We start from the raw sequence: 16,541 nt of genomic DNA, 5'->3' as shown, positions 1-16,541 counted from the left end.
AAATGTTAGACATGTCTGTAGTAATTTCAGTCAAAATACTGAATGCTATTCCAGAGGGGTTGCGCTTTATCTTTTTCAGACAGGCTTAATTCGCCAGCGTACGGCCAACTAATATCTAAATGAGGATCATCCCATTTGATGCCACGGTCGAATGCCGGCGCATAATAATTTGTAGTTTTGTAGAGAAACTCTGCCGTCTCGCTGAGAACAAGGAAGCCGTGAGCAAAACCTTCCGGGAGCCAAAGTTGACGTTTATTTTCTGCTGAAAGATGGACTCCAACCCATTTACCAAAAGTTGGAGAGCTTTTGCGAATATCCACCGCAACATCAAAAACTTCACCGACGGCGCAACGCACAAGCTTACCCTGCGCAAAAGGATCAAGCTGATAATGCAATCCGCGTAATACCCCTTTTGCCGACTTAGAGTGGTTGTCTTGAACAAACTCAACCTTCCGTCCGACAGCTTCCTCGAATAGTTTTTGGCTAAAGCTTTCGAAGAAAAAGCCCCGCTCATCGCCGAAGACTTTCGGCTCAAAAATCAATACATCGGGGATATCAGTCTTGATCACATTCATGCTTAATAACCTTTAATCATTTTTAGCAGATACTGGCCATAGGCATTCTTTTTCAGAGGCTCAGCCAGTTTTTTTACCTGCTCGGCATCAATAAAGCCTTTACGGAACGCGATCTCTTCCGGGCAAGAGACCTTTAACCCCTGGCGCTCTTCAATAGTGGCAATAAAGTTACTTGCTTCAATCAGGCTTTGGTGTGTACCTGTATCCAGCCAGGCATAACCACGCCCCATCATCGCAACTGAAAGATTACCTTGCTCCAGATACAAACGGTTAATATCCGTAATTTCCAGCTCACCTCGGGCGGAGGGTTTCAGGCTTTTCGCCATCTCAACCACACGGTTGTCATAGAAGTAGAGCCCGGTTACAGCGTAATTACTCTTCGGCTCAAGCGGTTTTTCTTCAAGACTGATGGCAGTACCCTGCTTGTCAAACTCAACAACACCATAACGTTCAGGGTCGTTGACATGGTAAGCAAAGACCGTTGCACCGCCCTCCTGATTGACCGCGCCATCCAGCAGTTTCGGCAAATCATGGCCGTAGAAAATGTTATCGCCGAGGACCAATGCGCAATCATCGTTACCAATGAACTCTTCACCGATAATAAACGCCTGCGCAAGCCCATCCGGACTTGACTGCACTTTATAGTGCAGCTTAAGCCCCCACTGGCTGCCATCGCCGAGCAACTGTTCAAAACGCGGCGTGTCCTGTGGCGTACTGATGATCAAAATATCGCGAATACCCGCCAGCATTAGCGTAGATAACGGGTAGTAAATCATCGGCTTGTCGAAGATAGGCAGCAACTGTTTACTGACGGCCATCGTCACCGGATAGAGGCGCGTACCAGAGCCACCAGCGAGAATAATCCCTTTACGTGTTTTCATTTCGTTCTCTCACGCTAAAACACCTCCCCAGAGGCATCTCAAATTAATTAAGCCGAGCCCATCGCAAATAACTCCGCCAGCATACGTTTCACCCCATTCTCCCAATGCGGAAGTACAAGGTTAAATTCACGGGAAAATTTTTCTGTATTGAGTCGTGAATTATGAGGACGTTTTGCGGGGGTAGGATACGCTTCTGTCGCGATAGCATTCACATTTTGCACCGCCAGCGTGATGCCAGCAGCACGCGCCTCAGCAAACACCAGTTGGGCAAACGCATGCCAGTTGGTCGTACCTGATGCTACGAGATGATAAAGTCCGGCGACGTCCGGTTTGTGCAGAGCAGTGCGAATAGCATGGGCCGTGCAGTCAGCCAGCAGTTCTGCCCCTGTCGGGGCACCAAACTGGTCGCCGATAATGGAGAGCGTTTCGCGCTCTTTCGCCAATTTGAGCATCGTTTTAGCAAAGTTATTCCCCTTCGCAGCAAAGACCCAACTGGTGCGGAAAATCAGATGCTTCGGGCAATATTGCTGAATAGCCTTTTCACCTGCCAATTTGGTTTCACCATAGACGTTGAGCGGCGAAGGCTCGTCGGTTTCGCGCCACGGCGTTTCGCCGCTGCCCGGAAAAACATAATCTGTTGAGTAGTGCACCAGCCAGGCATCTATCGCTGCCGCTTCGCGCGCAATGGCTTCAACGCTGGTCGCATTGAGTAACTGGGCAAAATCCCGTTCTGATTCCGCTTTATCAACCGCCGTGTGGGCAGCCGCATTGACGATGACGCCGGGGCGAACGCGACGAACCGTTTCTGCCACGCCCTCCGGATTACTGAAATCGCCACAGTAATCAGTGGAGTGAACATCGACAGCGATCACATGACCCAAGGGGGCCAGCGCACGCTGTAGTTCCCAACCTACCTGTCCGGTTTTACCGAACAACAGAATATTCATCATTAACGTTTCTCGTAATTTTGCTCGATCCAGGTTTTGTAAGCACCGCTTTTGACGTTCTCAACCCAACGCTGATTATCCAGGTACCACTGCACGGTTTTACGAATGCCGGACTCAAAGGTCTCTTGCGGTTTCCAGCCCAGCTCGCGGCTAATCTTATCAGCATCAATGGCATAACGGCGATCGTGACCCGGGCGGTCAGTTACGTAGGTGATTTGATCGCGATAGGAGCCCTCTTTAGGCACGATTTCATCAAGCAGATCGCAAATGGTGTGCACAACATCGAGGTTTTGTTTCTCGTTATGGCCACCAATGTTATAGGTTTCACCAGCCACGCCTTGCGTCACAACGGTGTAAAGCGCGCGAGCGTGATCTTCTACATAGAGCCAGTCACGGATTTGATCGCCTTTACCATAAATAGGCAGCGGTTTACCTTCAAGCGCATTGAGGATCACCAGCGGAATCAATTTTTCCGGGAAATGATAAGGGCCGTAATTATTGGAGCAATTGGTCACAAGAGTCGGCATGCCGTAGGTACGCAGCCAGGCGCGAACTAGATGGTCGCTCGACGCTTTTGACGCTGAATAAGGGCTGCTTGGAGCATAAGCGGTGTTTTCGGTAAAGAGCGGAAGCGGCTCACCGGGTTGCGCTTCATCCGGATGAGGCAGATCGCCATAGACTTCATCCGTTGAAATATGGTGGAAACGAAACGCCTGTTTGGCGTCTTCATCAAGTATCGACCAGTACGCGCGCGCCGCTTCAAGCAGAACATAGGTGCCGACGATATTAGTTTCAATAAAATCGGCAGGCCCGGTGATTGAACGGTCAACGTGGCTTTCAGCTGCCAGGTGCATTACTGCGTCCGGTTTATGCTCTGCGAATATACGCGCCATCGCAGCAGCGTCACAGATATCAGCCTGCTCGAAAAAATAACGTTGGCTTTCGCTGACATCGCTAAGAGACTCAAGATTTCCTGCATAGGTTAATTTATCAACGTTAACCACAGAATCCTGGGTGTTATTAATAATATGACGCACGACTGCAGAGCCAATAAAGCCTGCGCCACCGGTGACCAGTATTTTCACGAGAATTATCCGTACTTGCTTGGCAATGTTTAGAACGCGCTCAACGGGCAAAAGGAAAAGAGTAAGAAACAAAAGGCACGCTACCGCCCCAGGCTTTCCAGCTACCCGTACGCTGTGTGAGACAGTTGACATAAATTTTGCCCGCGCCGACAGTAGCGTATTGCAGCTAACACAGGCACGAAAGGCTAAGCGGCTATTCTCCGCTGAAATAGCCCCGGAAACAAGGGAAAATCCTTTGCTCTTAAGCCCAAAAAATGAGCGTACTATCTTTTTTAACTGTTGATTTCCAAGGTTAAAAAAATTAAGGGCAGTAAGAATAACCTGAGAGCAATTTCTCCCAGCGCCACTCTTTACTGCCCATGTAATCAGATTTGCAGGACTTGATGTATCTATTTGATTATTGTGCCAGCAATTTCTGGATGCTATCGCGGAATTTCTGACCTTCTTTCAGGTTGCGCAGGCCATAGTTCACAAATGCCTGCATGTAGCCCATTTTCTTACCGCAGTCGTAGCTGTCGCCAGTCATCAGCATGGCATCGACGGACTGTTTTTCAGCCAGACGCGCAATAGCATCAGTCAGCTGAATACGTCCCCATGCACCCGGCTCGGTGTTTTCCAGCTCTGCCCAGATATCCGCAGAGAGCACATAGCGCCCTACTGCCATCAGATCGGAATCCAGCGTCTGCGGCTGATCCGGCTTCTCAATAAACTGCACGATGCGGCTTACTTTACCTTCGCTATCCAGCGGCTCTTTGGTCTGGATAACCGAGTACTCAGAGAGATCGCCCTTCATGCGTTTTGCCAGCACCTGGCTGCGGCCGGTCTCGTCAAAGCGCGCCACCATTGCGGCGAGGTTATAACGCAGCGGATCGGCGGTTGCCGTGTCCAGCACGATATCTGGCAGGACCACGATAAACGGATTGTCACCCACAATCGGTCGCGCGCAAAGGATGGAGTGACCCAGGCCCAGCGGCTGTGCCTGACGCACGTTCATGATAGTAACGCCCGGCGGGCAGATGGACTGCACTTCCGCCAGCAGCTGGCGCTTAACGCGCTGTTCAAGCAGCGCTTCAAGCTCGTAGGAGGTGTCGAAGTGGTTTTCAACCGCGTTTTTTGACGAGTGGGTGACCAGAACAATCTCTTTGATCCCCGCGGCGACAATTTCGTCGACAATGTATTGAATCATCGGCTTGTCGACAATCGGCAGCATCTCTTTTGGAATCGCTTTTGTAGCGGGAAGCATATGCATCCCAAGTCCGGCTACCGGAATAACTGCCTTTAAATTAACCATTATTTCTTCCACCTATAATTTATTGATGAATTATAAACCCTTGACCTGTTTTCGCCAGTACGTTCATGGCAAACAGGTATGAAAATGGCGACGAGTGATGCTCCCTCATGACATCTGATGTAATCCTAACGCCCCGGTTTAATCTCCAGGATTCCTCGCAAAAGCCTCAAAAGAGGCTTAAGACCGTTTAGCGGGTAAGCGGAAGTTTAAATTTTCGACATTTACGGTGTGCTGATCGACACGATCGATATCAACGGAGCTTTGACCGTTCTCATTCACTGCGTGAATATTCGCCATCGACAGCAGGGTCTCATTTTTCGCCATAAAACGGCCGCGCACATCTTTGCGCAGGTCAAAGTTGAGCTTAAGCGCCGGGCCTACGGACGCATCCTGCGTAATGTGAATATTGCGCAGGAAGAGGTGCTGCGGCTTATTGTGTAGCTCAAGGGTAGCCTGCTGCATCTTGATGTTGGTGATGGCGACAAACGAGGTCGCGTTACCGGAGGAGACCTGGATACCGCGCAGCTTATATTTACTGCTGCTGTTATCCTGCTGAATATCGTTGAGTTTGAAATTTTGCGGAATGGATAAATAATCGCCTTTGATCACGCCGTAACCAATCAGCATGCCGGCACTATTTTCCATCGTGACATTATCGATAACGAAATTATCACAGCCATAAATAGCCACCGTCGCGTTATCAATCCCCGCTTTTTTACTGAAGTCCGGCGTAATGTTTTTCGCTTTGATATTGCGAATAACAAAATGTTTACCGTTTTCCACATGCACCAGCTGGCGGCAATTACTGCCGGTAATATTTGCTACGACAAAGTTTTTCACCGACTGATCTTCCGGGTAGTTATTGTCATAGGTGCTGCCCGCTAACCCGATGCCAATCCCCCAGTTAATTTTGCCGTTGGTGCAGTTGATATTGTCGATCACATGATCGGAGATAAGGATATTGCGATCGTTGATTGCCACGTTCCACTCGATGGCATCGCCCTGCAGATCGCTAAAGCGGCTATGGGTAATGCGCGCGCCGTCCAGCTGGTTATGGAAGCCCTGGCGTAAAATGCCGTAGTTAGCTTTGCTGATGTTGATGTTATCAATCACCAGATTGCGCATCACGCGCTTCTCTTTACCGCCAATATAGATCTGCATTACCGGGCCATAACCGCTCATGTTGACACCTTTAATGGTGCAGTCTGAGCCGCGCACATCAAGCATAACGTTATAGAGGCTGCCGCCCTGCTCGCCGATTACACGGCTGCCGTCCTGCAGGACAAGACGCCCGCGTCCGCTGCCTTTTAACGCCCCGCGCACCAGCAGCGTTTTCCCGGCGGGAATGAAAATACCGGTATTTATGTTTTCGCACACCAGCCCGGCAGGAACCTCCACCGTCTGCGCGTCGGCAAACGCCTTATTGAGCGCAGCCGGCCAGTCATTGTGGTTGTAATCGCTTAACTTTACCGTGTCACTGCGCCCAAGGGCACGCGCGGCGGGCATATGCAGCAGGGGAAGCGCCGCCAGCGCAGAGCCGGCGGTCAGGAAGGATCGGCGCGTCAGCGCGGTTGAGCGTCGTTTCGCAGTCATAAAGCCTCTCATCAAAGCGTTTGCAGCAGACTGGCCAGTTGCTGGTTGATAATCGTTTGATTAAAGTCCGTTTCAACTTTCTCCCGGGCGCGGGTCACCACCGGCGTAAGCTCCTCACTCGCCATCTGACCAAAGGAGGCGAGACGTTCAGCCAGCGCTTCGGCGTCGTTTTCCGGCACCAGCCAGCCGGAACGTCCGGCGTCGATCAGTTCCGGAATACCGCTGTGAACGGTTGAGACCACGGGGATCCCAACGGCCATCGCCTCCATCAGCGCGACCGGGATACCTTCCATATCGCCATCGGTGCCGGTAATGGAGGGGAGTAGAAAGACATCCGCCTCATCGAGCAGCGCTTTTACTTCATGGCTTGGCTTAAAGCCGGGCATCTCAATCACATCCTCAAGCTGGAACTGCTCGATCAGGGTGCGCAAACGGCGCTCCCAGGGGCCGATGCCCAGAATGCGGTATTTGAACGCCACACCGCGCGCTTTCAACAAGCGGCAGGCTTCAATGGCAACATGCAGCCCTTTTTTCTCCGTTAAACGCGCAACCGAGATAATTTGCAGCGGACGGCCAGGCGATTTCACTTCACGCAGGCTAAAGCGCGTCATATCGACGCCCATACGCGAGACGGCAATCTTATTCTGCGGACAGCCCATGGTGAGCAGCCGCCCGGCCCACAGATCGCTTATCGGCAGCATCAAATCGCCGCGCTTAAAGAGCTGCTGATACTCCGGGGTGTAGTGCGTAAGCACATCGCGGTGCGAGATATCGATCCCGTGAAAGACGGTGGCAATCTTGCCTTTCAGCACGCCAAGTTCGCGCAGTTTCGCCGCGGTGACGCCCGCCGGGCCAAAGTGGGCGATAAAAACATCGGCGGTAAAAGTTTGCGGTGCCAGACCACAAATCGCTGGCAGGATCAGGTTGCGCGCCTCATCACCGTAACGGGAGAGGTTGAGCGCTTTCCAGGTCGACGACTTGAACATGCCGCGGGCGATGGCCTGCCCGCGATAGCCCAGCTTCGCCAGTTTCCCTTCCGGCTCCGCCAGCAGCCAGTGCGTCTTCTCCGCCAGCTTATATTCACTGTACGCGGCGTGAGTATTGTTCATATCGCCCTTGTGCAGGGCGACGATCTCAACCTCAAATCCCATATTGATAAAGGCGACAATCTGGTTGAGGACAAACGTTTCGGACGAGAGAGGAAATTTCAGCAAAAAGAAGCCGACTTTCATTTCACCCCCTGCACGCGCTCGAGCACCGATTGCACCATCTTGATGCCCTGCTCTCGCTCGGCTGCCACCGCCGTTGCCAGCCGTGCGTTGATCGCCGGTAGTTGGCCCAGCGTATCTGCCGCCATTGACGCCAGCGAACCGTCCAGCAGATGGCGAATATCCACCGCCATCTCCGGCATGCCGAGCTGCTGCATGATCCCGGCTGACTTGTGTTCGTAGTTAATGGCAATCGCCGGCGTGCCGAAGTTCATGGAGATGATCGCTGAGTGCAGGCGCGTGCCGATGGTTAAATCGCATCCCGCAAGAATTTTCCCCATCTCCAGATCGTTCAGTTCATCCATCACTACGTGGTAGCGGGAAGGATCCTGGATATGCTGGCGCAGGTTGAGCGCCACCATGCGGTCATCTTTGTTATAGCTGTCGATGCCGGTGCAGGTAGAGAGCGCAATCACCTGATAACCGGCGTCAATCACGCGGTTGACGACATCCGCAAAGGCCTTTTCATACGCCTGCTGGGTGGTGCCAAGGCGTTTATCAAACGGCGCCAGTTCACGCAGGGTAATGGCAACGGTCTTCTCTTTTGCCGCCAGGTCCAGCCAATGCTGCACGGAATAGCTGGCGGTGAAATCCTCCTGATGGTGATCCACCAGCCAGGCGGTATCGACGCCCTGCTCCACTTTATCGGTGGTGATGCCGCTCTGCTTCATCAGATTGAGGCTGACATGCTCGCGCAGGATCAGCGCATCGCAATGGCCAAAGACGTAGTTCGCCAGCTTGTTGAAGTCGTCGTTCTGGAACGGCCCGACACTGTGACCAATCATAAACAGCGGCTTTTTCGCCATAAAGGTGCAGAGCGCATGTTCAAACTGCGGCACACCATAGAGATCGACAAAGAAGGAGCCGCCGACCTGAATAATCGCATCGTAATCCGCCAGGCGGCGCACAAAATCGGTAAACCCCTGAGCGATGGCGATATTGCGCAGTTTGCCGGTATCGGTCACGCGGGAGAGCAGCACCTGGTGCTGGTAGCGACGGCGCAGCACTTTCTTCACGCGCCCCATCAGGCCAGCAGCGTTATTGTGCGCTTTCATCTGGCTGTAGAGCGGATCACCCATCACCGGGCGATTGAGTAACCAGGAGGAGCTGACCGGATAGCGGCTCATCACATCCACTTCCGCCTCAGGATTCAGGCGGGCAATAGCGTCCAACAATCCACGTAAAATTGCGCTGTCACCACGGTTGCCGCATGTGTGATTGCCAAGGATCAATAATTTCATAACGACCTCATAAAGGGGTTCAATAAGGTTTCTTATCCTGCGCGAAGCAGTGTTTTCAATTTCTCGTTGCGGCAAAACTGACGCTTCATCTCCACCACCAGCGCGTTACGCGACAAAATCAGCATAATGGCGAAGGCGATGGCACCCGCAGCAACCTGAATCGCCAGCATGGCGGCAAGCGGCAGATGGCCGTTGAGCGCCAGGCCGAGGCCATAACTGACCACCAGCGTCGGCAGCGACAGGTAGAACGGCAGCCACAGGCTGAGGATGTACTGGCGGTAGCTCGAGCCGAGCACCGGTTTAATCATCACGAAGTAGCTCAGAATGGTGTTGATAATCTGCACCAGCAGGAAGCCGAGCGTAACGCCCAGCGCACCGGCCATATGGCCGCCAATAATGATCGCCGGAATAAAGAGAAACGTTTTAAAGACGTTGAATTTAAAGCTGATATCGACTCTTGCTTTCGCCATCAGCAGCGAACCGATCGGGTTACCGACCGCGCGCAGCAGACCAACGATGCACAGCAGTTGCAGGATCGGAATGATGCTGTTCCACTTCTCGCCAAACACCAGCGGCACAAAGTTATTCGACACCACCATCAGCCCGAGCAGGATTGGGAAGTTGATAATCCCCACCACCGACAGCAGCTTGTAGAAGTTCAGGCGCAGCTTCTCGGTGTCATCCTGGATCTTGGCGAACGCCGGGAAGAGCACGCGGGTAATGATCGGGTTGAGCTTCATCGGCGGTACTACCGCCACGTTGTAGGCGAGGTTGTAACCCCCGGCGACGCTCGCACCGAGGATACGCGCCAACACCAGCGTGGAGAGGTTAGTGTTCACGTAGTTGATGATGCTGTCTGCGGTCAGCCATGCGCCAAAACGCAGGTTGGAGCTGACGGAAGCAAGGGAGAAGTGCAGACCGGGGCGGTAGATCTTGCGGCCAAAGTAGCCGAACAGCAGCGTACGCACGGCGCTGTTAACCAGATAACCGAGGATCGCGGTCATCGCCAGCGGCCAGAAGAAGGCGCTGATCACCGTAAAGCTGAAGCCCGCCATCACCGACAGGGTTTCAATCGCGCCAATCTTGTTGAACTCCAGCTCTTTTTGCATCAGCGCGCGGAACTGCTGCCCGTGCGGGATCACCACAAACGCCACCGACAGGGTTTTGATCAGCGGTGCCAGATCCGGGTTGTTCAGCACGTCAGCAATCATGTTGCTTAACGAGAAGACCGCGATGCAGACCACGATCCCCAGCCCGACGTTGAGCCAGTAAAGCGTGGTCAGCTCGAGGTGACTGATCTCTTTGCGCTGAATAATCGAGTTAGCAATACCAAAATCCGACAACGTATCCGCCAGCGCGATAATCACCAGCGAGACGGTCAGCAGACCGAACTGGTGATTATCGATAATGCGCGCCAGCACCGTCATCTGCACCAGCCCCAGACCGATAATGGTCAGAGTGGCCATGGCTGACCACTTTGCTCCGCTGATGGTTTTTTCTCTCAGGCTCATGACCTTTCCTTAATACGCCGCTTTGTTCACAAAGCCTTTAAAGATGGTCAGAAAAACGATCTTGATATCGAACCACAGGCTCCATTCGCGGATGTACTCCAGATCGAACTCAATGCGTTTTTCCATTTTTTCCAGCGTGTCGGTCTCGCCGCGCCAGCCGTTAATCTGCGCCCAGCCGGTAATGCCCGGTTTCACTTTATGACGCAGCATGTAGCCCTCAATCAGCGCACGATACTGCTCGTTATGCGCCACAGCGTGAGGACGCGGGCCAACAATCGACATCCCGCCGGTGAGCACATTAATAAACTGCGGCAGCTCATCAAGGGAGGTGCGGCGCAGGAAGCTGCCCACTTTGGTGACTCGCGGGTCGTTCTGCGTCGCCTGAGTCACCACTTTGTCATTCTCCATCACCTTCATTGAGCGGAACTTCCACACTTTGATCGGCTTACCATCCATGCCGTAGCGCGTCTGGCGGAAAATGATCGGCCCCGGCGAACTCATCTTCACCGCTACAGAGATGGCCAGCAGCACCGGCGAAATCAGCAGCAGAATCAGCGACGAGAGCACAATATCTTCCAGGCGTTTCAGGATGCGGTTGACCCCGGAGAGCGGCGTGTCATACAGCGGCACAATCGGCACGCCGTTCACCTCTTCAATGCGTGAATGCAGGATGTTGAAGGTGAATACATCCGGGATCAGGATCACCGAACAGGTGGTGTCCGCGAGATCGCGCACCAGTTTTTTGATGCAGACGGCGTCGTTCATCGACATTGCAATGTAGACGTTATGGATCTTGCCGCTGCGGGCATCTTCAACCAGTTGTTCGAGGTTGCCCGCCCAGCCGGTATCAATGCCACCCGGTTTTGGATCGTAATAGACCCCGACCACATCGAAGCCCAGCCACGGCTCGTTGCGAAAACCGTCGAGCAGCGCCTGCCCCATCGGCATATCACCCGCCACGGCAACGCGACGGGTGTTATACCCAAGATTACGCATCCAGCCAGCACCGAAGCGGATCACCGCCCGGCTAAACATCAGGCCGAGGCTGGTTAACAGATACCAGGTAAGATAAAGCGAGAAGGTGACATCAAAGTCCGAGTTGAACGACATCAAACCGGCGCTGAAGATGATACTTAGCGTCCAGTTCTGCAACAGCAGCGTCAGTTCGGTCATCATTCTGACGCCGCGCCAGGAGCGGTAGAAATCGGTCATGCCGCCGATCATCTGGAATACTACCAGCGTGGTCAGCGCCATCAGCAGATGCATGTAGAAAAATGGCAACGCATTAACTTTGCACACCAGCCACAACCCAGCGAACATAATGGTGATGTCTGAGAATCGCTGCACGATAGAGATTAACGATGCATTCGTTTTGGCCCGGTCGCGCTTTTTTAGATTTGTCATCGTTGTACCTGCCTGTTTGCCCTCCTCCCCTCATGGGGAGGAGAACGACTAAGAGTTACTGATTCAACAGCGCCAGAATTTCCTGCGTTCGCGCCTCCATCAACGCCACGTCGTGTCGGGATTCGACATTCAGACGCACCACCGGCTCGGTATTGGAGGAGCGCAGGTTAAAGCGCCAATCGGCAAAGGCGATGCTGATGCCGTCGGTGTAATCCACCTCCAGCGCGTCCGGCGCGTAGCGATCTTCAACGCGTTTGATGGCGCTAACCGGATCGGCCAGCTTGCTGTTGATCTCGCCGCTCGCCGGGAAGGCCACCATGCGATCGCCCACCAGCTCGGCCAGGGTTTTGCCTTTCAGGCACAGCAGCTCAGTAACCAGCAGCCACGGGATCATGCCGCTGTCGCAGTAGGCGAAATCGCGGAAGTAGTGGTGCGCGCTCATCTCGCCGCCGTAAATGGCGTCCTCTTCGCGCATGCGCTCTTTGATAAAAGCGTGGCCAGTTTTTGACATCACCGGCGTACCGCCTGCGCGGCCTACTACATCAACGGTGTTCCAGGAGAGACGCGGATCGTGAATGATTTTCGCGCCCGGGTGTTTTTCGAGGAACGCTTCTGCCAGCAGGCCAACGATGTAGTAGCCCTCAATAAACTGGCCCTTGTCGTCGAACAGGAAGCAGCGGTCGAAGTCGCCATCAAAGGCGATGCCCATATCCGCCTGATGCTCAATCACCGCGTTGCGGGTATCGTCGCGGCACTCCGGCAGCAGCGGGTTAGGAATACCGTGCGGGAAGGTGCCATCCGGCTCGTTGTGCACTTTGATAAAGCTCACCGGCACATTCAGCGCCTTGAAGCGCGCTTCAATGGCGTCGATCACCGGGCCTGCGGCGCCGTTACCGGAGTTGATCACCAGTTTCAGCGGTTTGAGGTTAGCGGTGTTGATGTAGCCGAGCAGATGGTCGATATAGTCATCGCGCAGGGAGATTTGCTTGTAGCTGCCGCGTTTATCCGGGTTAACCGGCGGGAAGTCGTTGGCTTCTGCCAGGCGCTGTACGTCGCGCAGGCCGGTGTCGCCGCTGATGGGGCGCGCGCCTTTGCGCACCAGTTTCATGCCGTTGTAGTCCATCGGGTTGTGGCTGGCGGTCACTTCGATACCGCCGTCAACGCCGAGATGGAAGGTGGCGAAATAGATCTCTTCGGTACCTGACAGACCGATATCCAGCACATCAACGCCGGCGTCCTGCAAGCCTTTGGCTAACGCCAGCTTCAGCGCTTCGCTGGTCTGACGCACATCACCGCCGAGCACAATGGTCTGCGGCTTCAGGTACTCCCCGTAGGCGCGGCCAATACGCCAGGCTATATCTTCATTGAGTTCTTCGCCCAGCTTTCCGCGAATATCGTAAGCTTTAAAACAGGTTAATTTTTCCATCATTACCTCTTCTTCAGGCAACAGTCAGCCTTGACCGCAACTGGCCACATAAATGTTATCAATAGTTGTTCTGGCCGAACCCGCGCGCGGCGGGCCGGCAATGGGCGTTAAATCCGCCCGTAACGATCGGCGAAGCGCACAATATCATCCTCTTCCAGGTACGAACCGGAGCGTACCTCAATCAGGTCGAGAGGGATCTTGCCCGGGTTTTCCAGGCAGTGGCGCGCGCCGAGCGGAATGTAGATAGATTCGTTTTCGCCCAGCAGTTTGACTTCATCATCGATGGTGACTTTTGCCGTACCGGCAACCACCACCCAGTGCTCGGCGCGGTGGTGGTGCATCTGTACCGACAGCCCCTCGCCCGGTTTCACGGTGATGCGTTTCACCTGATAGCGATCGCCTGCGTCGATGGAGTCATATTTACCCCACGGGCGGTAAACTTCGCGGTGAATATGGTGCTCGTGACGCCCTTCGGCTTTGATCTTCTCGACCACCTTTTTCACGTCCTGCACGGCATTACGGTCGGCGATCAGCACCGCATCTTTGGTCTGCACCACCACTAAATCTTTTACGCCAACGGTGGTCACGAGACCGGATTCGGCATAGACGTAGCTGTTTTCGGTTTTGTGGCTGATCACATCGCCGTGGTGCACGTTGCCTTCCGGCGTCTGCTGGCTGATCTCCCACAGCGAAGACCAGGAGCCAACATCGCTCCAGCCTGCGTCCATCGGCACCACCACCGCATCGGCAGTGCGCTCCATCACCGCGTAGTCGATAGACTCTTCCGGGCAGGCGAGGAACGCCTCTTCATCGACGCGGATAAAGTCCATATCGGGGTCGGTGGCATCCATCGCCTTTTCACAGGCTTCAAGAATGTCCGGACGATATTTTTGCAGCTCTTCCAGGTAGCGACCGGCGCTGAACAGGAACATGCCGCTGTTCCAGTAGTATTCGCCGCTGGCGACATACCCCTGCGCGGTTTCCAGGTTCGGTTTTTCAACAAACTGCGCCACTTCAAACGCCACAGTATCAACCTGTCCTGGGCTGACTTCGCCGCGGCGGATGTAGCCGTAACCGGTTTCGGGCATATCCGGCACGATGCCGAAGGTGACCAGTTTGCCCGCCTCGGCATACGGCATGGCATTACGTACTGAAGTACGGAACGCCTCTTCATCCTGAATAACGTGGTCCGCTGCCAGCACCAGCATCAGCGGATCGCTATCCGGGTTGTGGCGTTTGACCGCCAGCGCCGCCAGCGCAATCGCCGGTGCGGTGTTGCGGCCTGCCGGTTCAAGAATGATGTTCTCCGTCAGCTTGTTAAGCTGGCGCAGCTGTTCTGCGACGATAAAACGGTGCTGCTCGTTACAAATCACCACCGGGCTTTCGCACTCAACGCCGTTCAGGCGGCAGACGGTGGTCTGCAACATGGTGAGATCGCCCTTCAGGCAGAGAAACTGTTTAGGGTAAAGCACGCGGGAAAGCGGCCACAGACGGCTGCCGGAGCCACCGGCCATTACGACCGGATAGAGTTGCGTTTGACTCATGATTTATCCCCATTGCCGTCGAAATTGAGGCGCGCCTCATGCGCCGCGCCATCGTGGGCGGCTGCGGGCGTCGCGGATTTCTCCGGGCTAATATCTGCAATAAACTGGCTTAACACGTTCTCTTTTTCGAGCGTGCGTTCGGCATATTCACGTGCCACCGTGTTGTTTGTGGGCAGCGCTAACGCGCGTTCAATGCCCGAGGTCAGCGCATCGACCGATTCCGGTTCGACGCAGACCGCAATGCCAGGCTCATTCAGGCAGAGCTGGCCAAGTTCGGTACTCTCTTCGGCGGTGATCACCGCATTACCGCCCACCGCCAGAATGTTGGTCAGCTTGGAGGGCAATACCGCATCCGCCGCGCCGCGCTTCTGGATAACCAGATGGCAATCGCCGAGCGCGAGCAAGGCAGGCAGCGCTTCATAAGGCTGCAACGGGAAGAATTTCACATTGTCGAGGCCGCGCTCGCTGACCATTTTCTCCAGCCGCGCTTTGCCCCCGCCCTGCCCGACGATGGCGAACAGCCACGGATGGCCCTTCAGTCGCGCAGCGGCTTCAATCACATTTTCTAATCCCTGCTTCTCACCAATATTGCCGGAGTAAAGAATGATTTTTTTGTCATCCGGCAGACCGAGGTCGCGGCGTAACTGCGCAACGCTTGCCGCGTCGACATCACGAAAACGCGCCACTTCGGACCAGTTCGGGAAGAAGATAATCTTGTCGGCTGACACGCCCTTCTCACGCGCTTTGTTCATCATCGAGCGGGAGATGGTGGAGACGTTGTCAACGTTATGCAGATTGCTGCGTTCAAACGCGGCCGCCAGTTTTGCCACCAGGCCGCCTTTACCTTTGCCCGCCATGCCTAACCCGAGCATGGCGTCCACTTCATAATCCTGGATATGCAGCAGCGTGCGCGCGCCGCTCAGTTTTGCCAGCAGGCGCATGCCCGGCGTGCAAAACAGCGTCGGCACCACACCGATGATGCGATCCGGCTTCCAGCTGCGCTGGGCCATCAGCGGGAAAAAGCTGCTGACGGCAAAGCTGCCTAAGTGCAGCAGACGCTTGATGGTCGACGGCTGCTTCGGCACGTAGAGCGGGCAGCGCCACACCGTGGCGGCGCCCTGCTCTTTACGCCAGCGCCAGGCACTGTAAGGGTGCCCGACTTTCCACTCCGGGTAGTACGGCGGCGCAGTGATGACGCGAACGTCATGGCCCTGACGGGCCATCCACTCCACCATTTCGCCGGTGTACTTACCGATCCCGGTCAGTTCCGGCGAATAGTTGATGCCATAAACCAGGATTTTCATAAGCCCGGCACTCCCTGCGCGTCGAGGAAATAGGCGCGGCTGTTGTCATGCACCAGCGGGTCGGCAATCAACGCCTCCGGCGAAACCCAGCGATAGTCATCGTGCTGCTCCGTTGGCAGGGCGAGGGTCTCCTCGTCCACGCGCAGACGGAAGCCAAGCACGATGTAGTGGGTCGTAAAATCGGGGCCGGAGAAGTTATCGTCATAGAAGTGCTGCCAGACGCCGTAAAACTCACCTGCCGACATCGGCAGGCGCAGTCCCAGTTCCGCCTGAGTCAGCCGCTCGAAAGCGGCTGCCAGCGGCTCGTCCTTTTGCACGCGTCCGCCCGGCACGAACCAGTATCCCTGGGCCGGACGGTTAGTGCGTTTGCCGAGTAAAAACTCGCCGCGTGAGTTCTCCACGATCAGATCGATGGAGATCAGCGGGGTGGAACGCACCACCGTGGCAAAATCTTCATGACTTAAAAACATG

General features: G+C 54.6%; 14 protein-coding genes. All 14 read right to left on the bottom strand.

Annotation, left to right across the window (positions count from 1 at the left end; genetic code table 11):
* Positions 1-26: 26 nt before the first annotated feature.
* The 14 genes from rfbC to SOM48_RS06170 all read right to left on the bottom strand — a co-directional run bounded on the left by rfbC (position 27) and on the right by SOM48_RS06170 (position 16,540).
* On the bottom strand, positions 27-575 hold the full coding sequence (rfbC, locus tag SOM48_RS06235; protein WP_320511617.1) for a dTDP-4-dehydrorhamnose 3,5-epimerase: 549 nt from the start codon (positions 573-575) through the stop codon (positions 27-29).
* Positions 576-577: 2 nt separating this feature from the next.
* Complete coding sequence (gene rfbA / locus SOM48_RS06230) at positions 578-1,456, bottom strand: glucose-1-phosphate thymidylyltransferase RfbA (protein WP_320511616.1); 879 nt, start codon at positions 1,454-1,456, stop codon at positions 578-580.
* Between the two features lie 47 nt (positions 1,457-1,503).
* A complete protein-coding gene (rfbD, locus tag SOM48_RS06225) occupies positions 1,504-2,403 on the bottom strand; it encodes a dTDP-4-dehydrorhamnose reductase (RefSeq protein ID WP_320511672.1) in 900 nt (299 codons plus the stop codon).
* A gap of 2 nt (positions 2,404-2,405) precedes the next feature.
* Entirely contained in the window at positions 2,406-3,488 is a 1,083-nt protein-coding gene (gene rfbB, locus SOM48_RS06220) for a dTDP-glucose 4,6-dehydratase (RefSeq protein ID WP_320511671.1), read from the bottom strand.
* A 397-nt stretch (positions 3,489-3,885) separates the two neighbouring features.
* The gene (galF, locus tag SOM48_RS06215; protein ID WP_128482626.1) at positions 3,886-4,779 is read right to left on the bottom strand and encodes a GalU regulator GalF; all 894 of its coding nucleotides are present in this window, start codon (positions 4,777-4,779) and stop codon (positions 3,886-3,888) included.
* 177 nt (positions 4,780-4,956) lie between these two features.
* Complete coding sequence (wcaM, locus tag SOM48_RS06210; RefSeq protein ID WP_128482625.1) at positions 4,957-6,372, bottom strand: colanic acid biosynthesis protein WcaM; 1,416 nt, start codon at positions 6,370-6,372, stop codon at positions 4,957-4,959.
* Positions 6,373-6,383: 11 nt separating this feature from the next.
* Positions 6,384-7,604 (bottom strand): colanic acid biosynthesis glycosyltransferase WcaL, encoded by a 1,221-nt coding sequence (wcaL, locus tag SOM48_RS06205; protein WP_054803223.1) that lies wholly within the window; start codon positions 7,602-7,604, stop codon positions 6,384-6,386.
* Complete coding sequence (wcaK, locus tag SOM48_RS06200) at positions 7,601-8,881, bottom strand: colanic acid biosynthesis pyruvyl transferase WcaK (protein ID WP_320511615.1); 1,281 nt, start codon at positions 8,879-8,881, stop codon at positions 7,601-7,603. Before wcaK ends, wcaL begins: the two co-directional genes overlap by 4 nt.
* 32 nt (positions 8,882-8,913) lie before the next feature.
* Positions 8,914-10,392 (bottom strand): colanic acid undecaprenyl disphosphate flippase WzxC, encoded by a 1,479-nt coding sequence (gene wzxC / locus SOM48_RS06195; protein WP_124967870.1) that lies wholly within the window; start codon positions 10,390-10,392, stop codon positions 8,914-8,916.
* A gap of 9 nt (positions 10,393-10,401) precedes the next feature.
* Positions 10,402-11,796, bottom strand: coding sequence for an undecaprenyl-phosphate glucose phosphotransferase (wcaJ, locus tag SOM48_RS06190; protein WP_312277938.1), 1,395 nt, complete (start codon positions 11,794-11,796; stop codon positions 10,402-10,404).
* A gap of 55 nt (positions 11,797-11,851) precedes the next feature.
* The gene (gene cpsG, locus SOM48_RS06185; RefSeq protein WP_139568106.1) at positions 11,852-13,222 is read right to left on the bottom strand and encodes a colanic acid biosynthesis phosphomannomutase CpsG; all 1,371 of its coding nucleotides are present in this window, start codon (positions 13,220-13,222) and stop codon (positions 11,852-11,854) included.
* A 107-nt stretch (positions 13,223-13,329) separates the two neighbouring features.
* A complete protein-coding gene (gene cpsB, locus SOM48_RS06180; protein WP_054803225.1) occupies positions 13,330-14,766 on the bottom strand; it encodes a mannose-1-phosphate guanyltransferase in 1,437 nt (478 codons plus the stop codon).
* Entirely contained in the window at positions 14,763-16,070 is a 1,308-nt protein-coding gene (wcaI, locus tag SOM48_RS06175) for a colanic acid biosynthesis fucosyltransferase WcaI (protein WP_312201310.1), read from the bottom strand. Before wcaI ends, cpsB begins: the two co-directional genes overlap by 4 nt.
* Positions 16,067-16,540: a GDP-mannose mannosyl hydrolase gene (locus tag SOM48_RS06170; protein ID WP_023479130.1), complete on the bottom strand. Its 474-nt coding sequence runs from the start codon at positions 16,538-16,540 to the stop codon at positions 16,067-16,069. The genes wcaI and SOM48_RS06170 overlap by 4 nt, the downstream gene beginning before the upstream one ends.
* Position 16,541 lies beyond the last annotated feature (1 nt).

It is taken from the genome of Kosakonia sp. CFBP8986 (genome assembly GCF_034044935.1).
In the GTDB taxonomy this organism is placed as follows: Bacteria; Pseudomonadota; Gammaproteobacteria; order Enterobacterales; family Enterobacteriaceae; genus Kosakonia; species Kosakonia cowanii.
Note: the sequence above shows the minus strand (reverse complement) of the source record. Positions and strands in the feature narration are given on the sequence as shown.

Excerpts from the sequence above, each read along its gene's own strand:
- rfbC (WP_320511617.1), bottom strand. The coding sequence starts at position 575 with ATGAATGTGATCAAGACTGATATCCCCGATGTATTGATTTTTGAGCCG.
- wcaJ (WP_312277938.1), bottom strand. The coding sequence starts at position 11,796 with ATGACAAATCTAAAAAAGCGCGACCGGGCCAAAACGAATGCATCGTTA.
- SOM48_RS06170 (WP_023479130.1), bottom strand. The coding sequence starts at position 16,540 with ATGTTTTTAAGTCATGAAGATTTTGCCACGGTGGTGCGTTCCACCCCG.
- wzxC (WP_124967870.1), bottom strand. The coding sequence starts at position 10,392 with ATGAGCCTGAGAGAAAAAACCATCAGCGGAGCAAAGTGGTCAGCCATG.
- wcaL (WP_054803223.1), bottom strand. The coding sequence starts at position 7,604 with ATGAAAGTCGGCTTCTTTTTGCTGAAATTTCCTCTCTCGTCCGAAACG.
- wcaI (WP_312201310.1), bottom strand. The coding sequence starts at position 16,070 with ATGAAAATCCTGGTTTATGGCATCAACTATTCGCCGGAACTGACCGGG.
- rfbA (WP_320511616.1), bottom strand. The coding sequence starts at position 1,456 with ATGAAAACACGTAAAGGGATTATTCTCGCTGGTGGCTCTGGTACGCGC.
- rfbD (WP_320511672.1), bottom strand. The coding sequence starts at position 2,403 with ATGAATATTCTGTTGTTCGGTAAAACCGGACAGGTAGGTTGGGAACTA.
- galF (WP_128482626.1), bottom strand. The coding sequence starts at position 4,779 with ATGGTTAATTTAAAGGCAGTTATTCCGGTAGCCGGACTTGGGATGCAT.
- cpsB (WP_054803225.1), bottom strand. The coding sequence starts at position 14,766 with ATGAGTCAAACGCAACTCTATCCGGTCGTAATGGCCGGTGGCTCCGGC.
- wcaM (WP_128482625.1), bottom strand. The coding sequence starts at position 6,372 with ATGACTGCGAAACGACGCTCAACCGCGCTGACGCGCCGATCCTTCCTG.
- wcaK (WP_320511615.1), bottom strand. The coding sequence starts at position 8,881 with ATGAAATTATTGATCCTTGGCAATCACACATGCGGCAACCGTGGTGAC.
- cpsG (WP_139568106.1), bottom strand. The coding sequence starts at position 13,222 with ATGGAAAAATTAACCTGTTTTAAAGCTTACGATATTCGCGGAAAGCTG.